Below are 11,808 nucleotides of genomic sequence, written 5' to 3' on the forward strand. Positions count from 1 at the left end.
CTCAGCACGCTACGAGCCGGCGCCGGGCACGACCGTCCCCCATCGGGGTACACATCTGCGACGTGTCGCCGCCTCGCCGCCGCCGCGGGGCCGCCCCCGAAGAACGCCGATCAGTAGCCCAGTTCGAGGTCGACCACGTGGGCGAGCTTCTCGCCGCGCAGGAACCGCCGCAGCGACTCCCCGATGGTCTCGAGGCTCCGCAGCCGCGCCTCGACGGTCAGACCGCTGATGTGGGGGGTGGCGAGCAGGTTGCGAGCCAGCCACTCGCTGCCGGGCAACGGCACCGTCGGGTCGACCTCGTGTCGCCAGACGTCCAGCGCCAGACCGCCTATCCAGCCCGCCTCGAGCGCTCGCAACAGTGCGGCCTCGTCCACCACCTCCCCGCGGGCCAGGTTGACCACGCAGGTGGCTGGACGCAGCAACGACACCCGGGCCGCGTCGATCACGCCGTTGGTCTCCTCGGTCAGCGGCACGGCCAGGACGAGGTGATCGGTACGGGACAGCTCCCGGTCGAGGTCACCCATCCCCGCGAAGCGGTCGACGCTCGGCCCGGACCGCTCGGACGCTGGATGACGGCGCAGGACCGTCACCTCCATCCCGAAAGCCTTGGCGCGCGGGGCCAGCTCACGGCCGATCCCGCCGTAGCCCACGATCAGCAGTCGCTTGCCGGCGAGCTCGCCGCCGAGGCCCCCCTCCATACGGCGAACCTTGCGCTCCAGCGACCAGCCGCCGTTGGCGAGTACGTCGTAGTGCATCGGCGTGATACGCCGGGCCAGGGTGACCATGGCCATGATCGCGTACTCGGCTGCCGCGGTCGACGCGCAGCCTGTACGCGCCACGGTGATCCCGCGCTCACGGATCCGGCCGAGCAGTTCGGGGGCGAACAGCGGGTCGACCCCGTGGCCGAGGATGTGGATCAGACGCACGTTCGGCATCTCATCGAGGAGCTCACCCGTGAGGTGGAAGGGGAGGCCGACGAGCACGTCGAGGTCGGCACGTGCCTCCGTCGCGGGTGCAGGATCCCCAGCCGGGGTCGACGGGACGAACGCGATCTGCTCGGGCCACTGCTCGGCGATGACCTCGATCTCGGGCATCGTCGGACGCCACAGGGCACCGACCCGCGCGCCGACAACGGTGCCGCGCTGGGGCGTCCCTGCGCTCGGCGTGCCGTGGTGCATCACGCCGCTCCCCCGTGGGCACCGCCGTCGACGGCGATCACCGCCCCGTGCACGTACGCGGCCTGGCGGCTGCACACGAAGGCCGCGACCGCACCGAAGTCGTGCGGATCACCGAGCCGACCGTGACCCGTGCTCGCCGAGACGCGTGGCGTCGCGTGGGGCCCAGGCGCGAGGACGTTGACCGTCACGGATCCGGAGTCGCCATCGAGCACGTCGACCAACGATCTTGCGTAGCCGACCAGACCGGGACGAGCCACGTTGGACAACGCCAGACCGGGGAGCGGGTCGAGGACGGACACCGACGTGATGAAGAGCACCCGTCCCCAACCACGCCGCCGCATACCCGGCAGGACGTGCTCGGTCAGCACGATGGACGGCATCAGGTTCAGCTCGAGTGCGCGGCGGTAGTCGTCCACATCGACCTCATCCGCATCCCCCTTCGGCGGGCCCCCCGCGTTCGCCACGGCGATGTCCACGGGGCCGAGTGCCGCCTCCACGTCACCCACCCAGCGCACGAGCCCAGCGTCGTCACGGACGTCGACCTCAGCGCCGTGAACACGCGCCCCGTCGACGGCGTGCTGCTGCAGCTCGTCGATGGCGGCGGCGAGCCGGCCAGCGTCACGACCGCAGATCGAGACGTTGGCACCCTCGCCGACCAAGGCCCGCGCGGTGCCGAGGCCGAGACCGCTGCTCCCGCCGGCGACCATGGCGTTCCGTCCGGTGAGACCGAGATCCATCAGTGGGCTCCGCTGCTCTCGAGGGTCAGGAGGTGTGGCAACCCGCGACGCAACACGTGTGGACCGAGCGTGCTGCAACACGGCTCGGCCACGGCACCGTTCACGCGCGCTGCCGCCGCTCGTCCGACACGACGACGTGGATCACCCGCCGGCGGAACATCGAGCGCAGGAGCGCGCCAACGGCCAACCCGACCAGGCCGGCGACCGCCAGCTTGCGACCGTCGTCTCCCAGCACCGCGCCGAGGAGATCGAGATGATCGTCACCATCACCCGCGACGTGGGTCGGCGCCGCGGAGGGCGCTGGGCGACCGGCGCCGCGTGTCGCGTCAGCGCCGGCCGCGACGCCTGCGGCCGTCGTCTCACCGGTGACGTGGCGACGCAGCTCGGTGACGAACCGATCGAGCAACCGGTTCGAGACCCCCTCCATCGCGCCCCCGGCGAGCTGCGCCGGCGGCCCCGTGACATCGAGGTCGGTCGTGACCACCACCTCGGCGCCATCGGCGTGTGCGTCGACGCACGCCGTGACGGTCGCAGCCGCGGTCGACGACCCGCGGTTGTCACGGCCGCGTGCCTCGATGACCACCCGGCGCTGCTCGTCATCCCGCGCGACGAACGTGCCCTGCCCGCGGTAGAGGACGGTCACGGGTCCGAGCTTCACCTTGACGCGCCCCTCGAACACGTCCCCGGTCACCTCCTCGAGCTGGGCGCCCGGGAAGCAGGCGGCGACGGTCTCGAGATCCAGCAGCGTTCGGTAGGTCTCATCAGGGCCGAGCGGGACGGTGAAGCGATGTTCGAGCTGCACGGCGGATCCTTGTCGTCAGCGGGTGGTCACGTCGGAGAGCGCGTGCCACACGCGCGGCGCGGTGAACGGGAGGTCGAGCGGTCCGGCCCCGACCTGGCGCAGCGCGTCGTGGACGGCGTTCGCCACGGCGGCCGTCGAGACGATCGCTCCCGATTCGCCGGCCCCCTTGACCCCCATCGGGTTGGCCGGCGACGGCGACTCGACACGGTGGGTCTCGAAGCGGGGCAGCTGCGCCGCGGTCGGGAACGCGTAGTCCATCAGCGTGCCGGTCAGCGGCTGTCCCCGGTCGTCGTACTGGAAGTCCTCGTACAGCGCCTGGGCGATGCCTTGGGCGACGCCTCCGTGGACCTGACCGTCGACGATGATCGGGTTGATGACGGTGCCGCAGTCATCGACGGCCACGTAGCGGTCGATGCGGACCACGCCGGTCGCCCGGTCGATGGCCACGACGCAAGCGTGGGTCCCCGACGAGAACGTGTAATCGGGCGGGTCGAACCGGGCGGACGCGTCGAGACCCGGCTCCTCGCCCTCGCCGAGGACCGTGTGGTCGAACACGGCGGCGTGGGCGACCTCTGCGAACGTCAGGCCACCGCCCACGTCCTCTCGCGGCGAGAACCGACCGTCCCGGTGCACCACCTGGTCGGGTTCGAGACCGAGCCGGCGGGCCGCGATGCCGTGGGCCTTGTCACGGACCTTGATCGCGGCGGCACGGACAGCGGCGCCCCCCACCGGGCCGGAACGGGACCCGAACGTGCCGAACCCGAACGGCGCGCTGGCCGTGTCGCCGTAGTGGACCACCACATCGTCGTAGGGCAGCCCGAGCACGTCAGCCGCGATCTGGGCGAAGGCGGTCTCGTGCCCCTGGCCGTGGGCGCAGGTACCGACCCCGACGTCCACCCGCCCCGTGGGATGGACCGTGATCGCGGCCTGCTCCCACAGGCCGGGGGACCCCTCGAGGTACGCGACCGACGAGGGGGTGACGCCGCCGATCTCGACGTAGGAGGCGACGCCCACGCCGACGAGGGTGTCACCGTCCGAGGCGCGGCCGTCGGCGAGCTCGGCGAAGCCGACCTCCTCGAGCGCCACGTCGAGCGCTGCCTCGTAATCCCCCGAGTCGTAGGTCAGCTTGGTCGCTGTGGCGTGGGGGAAGGCGCGGACGAAGTTCCGGCGGCGAACGTCGACGGCGTCCAGGCCGAGGCGATCGGCCAGGAGCTCGATCAGCCGCTCCATGTAGTAGGTCGCTTCGGGGCGACCGGCGCCCCGGTACGGACCGATGGGCGTCGTGTTCGAGTAGATCCCGCGGATCTCGAGCTCCACCGCGGCGATGTCGTACGACTGCGGCAGCAGCGGTCCGGTGCGGCCGATGACGGTGCCGGGCGAGTTGGGGTAGAGGTACGCGCCCATGTTCGCGTCGATCCGTCCGCGGACACCGAGGATGCGACCGTCCTCGGTCGCGGCGACCTCGAGGTCGGCGTACTGGTCGCGGCCGTGGGTCGTGGCGAGGAAGTCCTCGGACCGGTCGGCGAACCACTTCACGGGCCGCCCGAGTCGACGCGCCGCGAAGGCGATGACGCCCTCGTCGGGGTACATCGGCTCCTTCGACCCGAACGCACCACCGACGTCGCCGGCACGCACCCGGAGCTGGTGCTCGGGGATGTCGAGCACGTGGGAGATGAACCAGCGGGTGTGGTGCGGACGCTGGGTCGTGATCCACACGTCCATGGTCTGGCGGTGGACATCCCAGCTGGCGATCATGCCGCGCGGCTCGAGCGGCACCGGCGCGAGCCGGTTGTTGCGCAGGCCGGCCCGGACCACGACGGGGGCGTCGTCGAAGACCGCCGAGGCATCACCGCCGACGGGTACCCGGAAGGCGACGTTGTCCGGGAAGTCCGCGTGGACGGCCGGTGCGCCGTCGGCCAACGCCGCGGCGAGGCTCGGGACGACATCGAGCGGTTCGTAGTCCACGACGACCAGTTCGGCGCCGTCACGGGCCGACTCGGGCGAGGTGCCGATCACCACGGCGATGGGCTCGCCGACGAACCGCACCGTTCCGGACGACAGCAGGTGCACCTCCGGTGGTTCTCCCGACTCGACCGGCGGCTTGCGGATGAGGGGGATCGGTGCCGCGTCGATGTCGTCGGCGGTGAAGACCGCGACGACGTCGTGCTGACGCGATGCCTCGGAGGTGTCGATCGAGACGATGCGGGCGTGCGCCTGGTCGCTGCGCACGAACCTGGCGTAGCAGGTCCCCTGCGGCACGACGTCGTCGAGGAAGTCGCCCTGCCCCGTCAGCATCCGGGGGTCCTCGCGGCGACGCAGCCCGGCACCGAACGCGCCGCCGAGCGGCGCGGAGTCGACGGCTCGTTCCGCGGCACCGCCTCGGGAGATGCGGTGGGGGGCGGTCGGGTTGGTCGTGCTCATACGGTGTTCCTTCCGCCGTCGACGTTGATGATCACACCCGTGATGACCCGGGCCAGCGACGGCGACGCCAGGTAGGTGTACGCACCTGCGACGTCGGCGGCTTCGATACGTCGCCGGAGCTTGGTCGTGCCCAGCAGATCCTCGTCCCGGCCCGGCCGGGCACCGATCTCGGCCGGAGTCGACCCAACGCCACGCAGGCTCGTGCCCGACGTGCCGCCAGGCGCAACCCCGTTGACCCGGATGGCCGGGGCGAGCTCCGCGGCCAGGTGGTCGACCAGCCCTCGGACGGCCCACTTCGACGCGGTGTAGGGCGCGCCACCCCCGCGGGCACCGAAGCCGGATTCCGAGCTGGTCAGGGTCACCGAGGCGTGCTCGGAACGGTGCAGCGCAGGCAGTGCGGCCCGGACCGCGAGCAGCGCGCTCGTGACGTTGACGCGCCACAGTTCGCTGCACACGTCGGCGAGGTCGGTCACGGGGTACTCGACCAGATCGCGGAAGCCGTCGTGGACGCCGGCGGTGTGCACCAGGGCGTCCAGTCCGCCGAGCGCCTCGACCGCCGCTCCGACCTGGGTGGCGACGACCTCGGGGTCGGTGGCGTCGCCGCGGAGGTGGAGCGATCCACCACCGGCGTCGACGGCCGGTGGAGCGCGGTCGAGGACCGCGACCTGCGCGCCGAGGTCGCGGGCACGGTCGACGGTGGCACGCCCGATGCCTGATGCCCCGCCGACCACGAGCATCCGTAGCCCGTCGAGCCGGCTCACTTGGGTGGGCCGAAGGGATCCTCGAGGAACCCGCTGAACACCTCAGGATCCTGCCACGTCAGGCTCTCGAGTTCCAGCGCGTCGAGCCGGATGCTGGAGTCCATGCGCGGGGAGCGGATCTCGAGGCGCACACCGTTCCGGGTCTGGATCCGGCGTACCACGACCTCGGCGAACTCGTTCGCGATCACGATCGCCGGCTCATCGGCTCGCTCGGAGTCGGGGGGTGTCGTCACGCGTGACCTCGTGTCAGAAGAAGATCGAGATGTTGTGGGCGCTGATGGCGCTCTGGTCGAGGACCACGTGACGTCGTGCGATCGTCAGGGTCCGTTCCCCCTCCCGGAGGATGTCCTGGCGCGCGGCGCTGAACAGGTCGTAGGTCGTCTTGTCACCGCGTGAGCGGTAGACCAGGAGGTTGGACCGCACGTGGTACTCGCCCTCGGTGTCGGTCGGTTGGACCCGGACGTTGGAGACGTGATGGCGGGTGCGCGAGGGTGGCTGTTCGGCCCAGGCGTACTCGGTGTTCAGTCGGGCGATGCGGATGCCGAGGGTCTCGCGGTTGTCGTCGAAGATGCGTCCGGTGGGTGACAGCTCCCACTCGGCCTGGGCCTCGCGGGTGACCCGGAGCGGCATGACGTAGCGGGCGTCGTCGGTGAAGAGCGTGACCCAGTCGTTGTAGCGGCGGTCGTCGAGCAGTTGGACCTCGAGGTGGAGGAAGTCGACGACGCGGTGGTGGGTGTCGCGGTCGACGGTCGCCAGGTCTTCGTCGGTGATGCCCTGGTGGTCGACGGGCGGACGGACGTGATCGAGTTGGGTGCTCACACTGCGCCCTCCTGGTCGCCAGCCGTGGGGGTGGACAGGTAGTCCCACCACTTGCTCCACATGCCGCGGAACCCCGCTTCGGTGACGTAGGGGCTGTACACGACGCCGGGGCCGGGGAAGTCGTGCTCCGGTTCGGCCGACAGTCCCATCTCGTAGGGGAAGTGGAGGTCGCGGACCAGCGAGGACCCGGCCTGACGGGTGACGTTGGTCCAGTTCTCCATGTCGTCCTGCTCGAAGGTGCCGGCCTGCCCGAAGGCCAGGGTGTAGGCCTCGTAGGACTCGTCCTTGGACTGCTGCGGCGCGTCCGTTGGGACCAGGCACCAGGAGAACATCCGCATCCGGCCGGGCCCGATCGGGTGCCACAGCCGCATGGTGCAGAAGCGGACCCCCGGCTCGCCGGGGATGCGACTGAAGGGCTGGACCAGGAACGACAGGTTGGGGAAGACGGTGCCAACGGCGGTGCGGACCTCGCTGAACACCTCGATCTGCTCGGGTGAGAGCGTCTGACGGAACCCGTCGACGACCTCGGGCGGGTACGCGGCGAACGGTGCCATCCCCGGGGTGCGCCCGAGGCCGATGGCATGGCCCTGCTCGGGGATGTGGGCGGCGTACCCCTCGAAGTGGGAGGCACCGGAGGAGGGGAAGTAGCCGAGCTCGAACCCGAACTGGTGGGCCACCGGCGTGTGGTACCCGTCGCCGGCGAAGTTCTCGGCACAGATCTTCCAGTCGGTGTCGGCCTCCCAGCTATCGGGCGGGGCGTACACCTCGGTGCCGCCGGGCCCGGGCTTGAGGTAGTAGTCCAGGTACCAGGTGAACCCACCGAGGAACTCCTCGAGCGAAGGCGCCTCGGGGGCGATGGTCCCGAAGATCAGACCTTCGTAGGTGGCGACCCGGACCTCGACCAGCTTCCAGTCCTTGCGGTTGAGCTTCCCGTCGTAGGCCTCACGCAGGTAGGGCACCCCGATGAGCTCGCCCGAGTTCTTGTACGTCCAACCGTGGTACGAGCACCGGAAGTGCGAGGCGTTGCCCATGGCTGCCTTGCACATGGTGTTACCCCGGTGCCGACACATGTTGAGGTGGGCCTGGATCTCGCCGTCCTCGTCGCGCGCCAGGATGATCTCGTTGTCGACGATGGGTCGGGTTACGTAGTCCCCCGGACTCGGGATCTCGGTCTCGTGCCCGAGGAACTGCCAGGTCCGGCTGAACAGCCGGTCGCGTTCCAGCTCGTAGATGCCACGGGAGTTGAGCGCCCAGGCGGGCATCCGGCCCGCCTGGATCTGCTCGCGCCCGTCCCCGAGCCGTTTCAGCACACCTTCTGCGGTGTCGTCGAACTGCAGCATGTCGATCACGCTCCCACGCCGGACGAACGCAGCGGTCTCAGTTGCGCCCGAACCGCTGGTCGATCTCGGCCACGATCTGCTTGTAACGGACGATGTGGGCCTTGGTGTCCTGGACGTGGTGGTCCGGCACCAGATCCATGGTGTACGGCGGACGCGACGCCCCGACGTTGATGTAGCCGGCCTCGTTCACCCGGATCTTCTCGAGCGGGACGTTGTACTTCGCGAACTCGGGGAAGTTCTGGCCCACCAGGAACGGCTCGTGAGCCCAGCGCAGCCGTTCGGTGAGCCAGCGGGCGTCCTCGGTCCGGCCCTCGTACAGCGCGTCACGCAGCGCCAGCACCGGGGTCGGCCCGCAGGCGGTGGTCGACGACCAGGTCATGGGCTGGGTCTCGAGGCCGTACATCTCGACCGCGGGGAACCAGTCGGTCTCGATCATCATCAGCTTGAGGTTGTCACCGACGACGGCCAGGTCGTTGTGGAAGCGGAACCCGACCGAGGCCCCACCCGCGTACTTGACCGCGACCGCCTGGGGGATGTCGGCCAGGACCTTGTAGACCTCACGAGGGATGATCCCACGGAACGCGGCGGTGTTGTCGTAGACGCACATCGCCATGTCCGGCACGGCCTCGGCCACGTCGCGGTAGAACCGCGCCATGATGTCGGAAACCATCTCGCCCCACATGGGCCGCCCGAGCAGCGTCCCGTTGATCCCGATGTCGCGCAGGAAACGCATCCGATCGATGGTGTCGCGGGTCGACAGGGTCGTGGCACCGATGAAGACGGGGAAGTCGGCGTCGACGTCCCGCACGGTCTCCGCGACGCAGGTCGCGTACGCCTTCCACTCGTCGTAGGTGAGCGTGTGCATCTCACCGAGCGTGCCGTTGAGGGCGATGGAGTCGACACCGTCGGCGATGAGCTGGCGGATCATCCGCTCGGCCTCGTCGAGGTTGACCGTGTCGCGGGCTTCAGGGTCCTCGGCGCCTGGCAACGCGGGCGTCGGCGGGTACGCCATGACGCCCTTCATGTCGGGGACGCCGATCTTCGGAAGGGTGCTCATCAGTGCTCCTGGTCGTGCGTGGTCGGATGGGGTCGTCTGGATGCGACGGGTCAGCGAGCGGCGGCGACGGCGGTGCCGGTCAGCCACTCCGGGACCGGCTCGTAGGCGAGGACGTCGAAGCCCCGACCCTCCGCAGTGCCGGCAGCCACGAGCCACGAGCGGATCTCGTGGGCCCCGTTGCCAGCGGCGTCGATCTGCTCCTCGGTCAGGGCCAGGATCGGACCGATGTCGCCTGCGGAGAGGTGGTCGAGGAAGCGGCGGTCGAAGGCCTCGTTGATGTTCCCGGCCTCGGGCAGGCCGACCCAGTGGGACAGCCCGCCCGTGCCGAGGACCACGACACGTGACGCGACGTCCTGTGCCTCGATGGCCCGCCGCAGCATGCGACCGAACTCGTAGCACCGGTTCAGCGTCGGCATCGGCGGCTCGACGGCGTTCACGATGATCGGCACGACCGGGTAGCGGTGCTCGGGATCGAGGTGCTTGAGCGGCACGCAGAAGTTCTCGTCCCAGGCGAAGTCGCCGCCCACGAGGGAAGGGTCGAACTCCTCAGCGAGGGCGTGGGCACGGACGTGCTCGGCGAGCGCGGGGTGCCCCGCGTGGCGCCGCCGCTCGACGCGGAGGAACTCACCCATCTCGTCGGTCACCGGTGCCTCGAAGTCCTCCGCCGTGGCTATCGAGAAGACGGGAAGGTTGTCCATGAAGAAGTTGGTGAAATGCTCGACCGAGACGCCGACGATGGCATCCGGCTCGAGCTCGGCGATGCGGTCCCGCACCTGCCCGTACGCGGCGTCCACGGCCGCACGCTTGGCCGGATCGGCTTTCTCGGGGAAGCCGGTGATCCCCGGCGAGTGAGAGGTGGCGAACACCCCGACGACACGTCCCATGACTCAGCCTTCCTCACCACGAACGTTGGCGTAGTAGGCCGCTCGCCCCACACCCACCTGCAACGCGAAGAAGTACAACAGGTACGGGTTGGCGCCCGACCGCAGGATCCCGCGGTAGTCCCCGTCGCGGAGCATGCGACGCTGCTCCTCATCGAGGTCGTACTCGTCCAGGACCGCGTCAGGATCCTGCTTGAAACGCTCGGCGAGATCGTGGTGCTTGCGGAGCTGCCACAACAGCTTCTCCACCTCGTACACGTCGGCCGTCGCCATCGAACTCTCCGTCCTCGCCGGCCGCGGCAGCCCCCGCCGTCGCTGATCGGATCGCCGTCGGTGGATACGCCGACTGACTGCGGACATGAAGCTACGAGTGGCCCTCCGGGGCCGGCAGTCACCCGATGGGGTACATCCCGTGAACGACGCTCGGTCACGCCGGTCGGCGCGACGCCGAAGGCCCCGTCTGGGGGAGCCTGGCGACCCTGGGCGGCGACGCCGGGAGGAGGCCATCGCTCACCCACCGGATGCTCAAGAGCGCGGGCCCTGAGGTCGATGGATGTCCTGGGAGGTCACATGAGACCACGGGCCGCCGAGATGTTCGCGCCACGCGTGTGAGACGGCTCACGCGGTTGCCACCGAGCCTGCACGCGGCCCTCGTCAGCGCACTCCTGGCCGGCAGCTGGGCGTTGGTGTACGCCGCGGGTGGTACCAGAACCGCCGTCCCGCACGTCTTCTACATCCCGATCGTGCTCGCGGCCCTGCCGTTCGGTGTCTGGGGCGGGCTCTGCGCAGGGGTGGTCGCGATGCTCCTGGCGGGACCGGCGATGCCGCTGGACGTCGCGACGCACGAGTCACAGCAGATCGTCAACTGGCTCATCCGAGGTGCCTTCTTCATCACCGTGGGTGCCGTCGCGGGCTCGCTCACGGTCGCCCAGCGACGCAGCTTCCAGGCGGGGCTCGTCGATCAGCTGCAAGCCGAGATCGAGCTCGCCACGCCCCTTGCGGACCTCCAGGTCGAGCCGGGTTGGCAGGCGCGGGTGCACCAGGCGCTGCAGTCCGGTGGCCCGAGGATCGTGTTCCAACCCATCTACGCCCTCGATGACGGCCGGCTCGTGGCCGTCGAGGCCCTCGCACGGTTCGACACCGTCCCGAACTACCCACCCGAGGTCTGGTTCGAGCAGGCGGCGAACCTCGGCTTCGGGGTCGAGCTCGAGCTCGCCGCCATCGAGGCCGCGCTCGAGACCAGTTCCGACCTGCCGGCCGGTGTCGCCCTGACCTTCAACGCCTCACCCGCGACCCTGACCGACGAGCGGCTGCTCCACCTCCTGGACACCCAGCGCGACCGTCCGATGATCGCCGAGATCACCGAGCACGCCCTCATCGAGGACTACCACGAACTCGACGTCGCGCTCGCGGCCCTGCGGTCCCGGGGCGTGCAGCTCGCGGTGGACGACGCCGGTGCAGGCTTCGCCAGCCTGCGCCACATCGTCCGGCTCCAACCAGAGCTGATCAAGCTCGACCCGAGCCTCACCCAGGACCTCGGATCGGACCCGGTCCGGCGACCGCTCGCCGAGTGCCTGGTCCAGTTCGCGCTCAAGACCGACAGCAAGATCATCGTCGAGGGGATCGAGACCGCCGCAGACCTGACGACCTGGCAGCACCTCGGGGCGCACGCCGCCCAGGGCTACCTACTCGGCCGTCCCGGAACGCTGCCGGCCGCCGTCAGGTCCGCGAACGCGCACCCCCGGCTCACGGCGAGCTCCGTCGACGTCCGCGGCGCGCCTTCCACCGCCGATCGCTGATCGGCCACCGATC

12 protein-coding genes are annotated in these 11,808 nt (G+C 70.2%); 1 reads left to right on the top strand and 11 read right to left on the bottom strand.

Annotated features, from left to right (window positions below):
* Window positions 1-110: 110 nt before the first annotated feature.
* From NITAL_RS03665 to NITAL_RS27765, 11 genes are all read right to left on the bottom strand, one after another.
* Window positions 111-1,094: an NAD(P)-dependent oxidoreductase gene (locus NITAL_RS03665; protein ID WP_211262178.1), complete on the bottom strand. Its 984-nt coding sequence runs from the start codon at window positions 1,092-1,094 to the stop codon at window positions 111-113.
* An 83-nt stretch (window positions 1,095-1,177) separates the two neighbouring features.
* A complete protein-coding gene (locus NITAL_RS03670) occupies window positions 1,178-1,915 on the bottom strand; it encodes an SDR family NAD(P)-dependent oxidoreductase (RefSeq protein ID WP_052664805.1) in 738 nt (245 codons plus the stop codon).
* A gap of 100 nt (window positions 1,916-2,015) precedes the next feature.
* Window positions 2,016-2,717, bottom strand: coding sequence for an SRPBCC family protein (locus tag NITAL_RS03675; protein ID WP_052664807.1), 702 nt, complete (start codon window positions 2,715-2,717; stop codon window positions 2,016-2,018).
* A 15-nt stretch (window positions 2,718-2,732) separates the two neighbouring features.
* The gene (locus NITAL_RS03680) at window positions 2,733-5,138 is read right to left on the bottom strand and encodes a xanthine dehydrogenase family protein molybdopterin-binding subunit (protein ID WP_083441188.1); all 2,406 of its coding nucleotides are present in this window, start codon (window positions 5,136-5,138) and stop codon (window positions 2,733-2,735) included.
* The gene (locus tag NITAL_RS03685; protein WP_211262179.1) at window positions 5,135-5,899 is read right to left on the bottom strand and encodes an SDR family oxidoreductase; all 765 of its coding nucleotides are present in this window, start codon (window positions 5,897-5,899) and stop codon (window positions 5,135-5,137) included. Before NITAL_RS03685 ends, NITAL_RS03680 begins: the two co-directional genes overlap by 4 nt.
* Window positions 5,896-6,132, bottom strand: a complete 237-nt coding sequence (locus tag NITAL_RS03690) for a hypothetical protein (protein WP_083441189.1) — start codon at window positions 6,130-6,132, stop codon at window positions 5,896-5,898. The genes NITAL_RS03685 and NITAL_RS03690 overlap by 4 nt, the downstream gene beginning before the upstream one ends.
* 13 nt (window positions 6,133-6,145) lie before the next feature.
* Window positions 6,146-6,718 (bottom strand): aromatic-ring-hydroxylating dioxygenase subunit beta, encoded by a 573-nt coding sequence (locus NITAL_RS03695; protein ID WP_052664809.1) that lies wholly within the window; start codon window positions 6,716-6,718, stop codon window positions 6,146-6,148.
* Window positions 6,715-8,058 (bottom strand): aromatic ring-hydroxylating oxygenase subunit alpha, encoded by a 1,344-nt coding sequence (locus tag NITAL_RS03700; protein ID WP_083442077.1) that lies wholly within the window; start codon window positions 8,056-8,058, stop codon window positions 6,715-6,717. The genes NITAL_RS03695 and NITAL_RS03700 overlap by 4 nt, the downstream gene beginning before the upstream one ends.
* 37 nt (window positions 8,059-8,095) lie before the next feature.
* Window positions 8,096-9,115 (bottom strand): dihydrodipicolinate synthase family protein, encoded by a 1,020-nt coding sequence (locus tag NITAL_RS03705; protein ID WP_052669378.1) that lies wholly within the window; start codon window positions 9,113-9,115, stop codon window positions 8,096-8,098.
* A 50-nt stretch (window positions 9,116-9,165) separates the two neighbouring features.
* Complete coding sequence (locus tag NITAL_RS03710; RefSeq protein ID WP_052664812.1) at window positions 9,166-9,999, bottom strand: DODA-type extradiol aromatic ring-opening family dioxygenase; 834 nt, start codon at window positions 9,997-9,999, stop codon at window positions 9,166-9,168.
* Between the two features lie 3 nt (window positions 10,000-10,002).
* Window positions 10,003-10,269 (bottom strand): hypothetical protein, encoded by a 267-nt coding sequence (locus NITAL_RS27765; RefSeq protein ID WP_052664814.1) that lies wholly within the window; start codon window positions 10,267-10,269, stop codon window positions 10,003-10,005.
* Between the two features lie 335 nt (window positions 10,270-10,604).
* Here NITAL_RS27765 and NITAL_RS03720 point away from each other — a divergent pair, with 335 nt between their 5' ends.
* Entirely contained in the window at window positions 10,605-11,795 is a 1,191-nt protein-coding gene (locus NITAL_RS03720) for an EAL domain-containing protein (RefSeq protein WP_052664816.1), read from the top strand.
* Window positions 11,796-11,808: the final 13 nt, after the last annotated feature.

The sequence above is a fragment of the Nitriliruptor alkaliphilus DSM 45188 genome, assembly GCF_000969705.1.
Taxonomy (GTDB): domain Bacteria; phylum Actinomycetota; class Nitriliruptoria; order Nitriliruptorales; family Nitriliruptoraceae; genus Nitriliruptor; species Nitriliruptor alkaliphilus.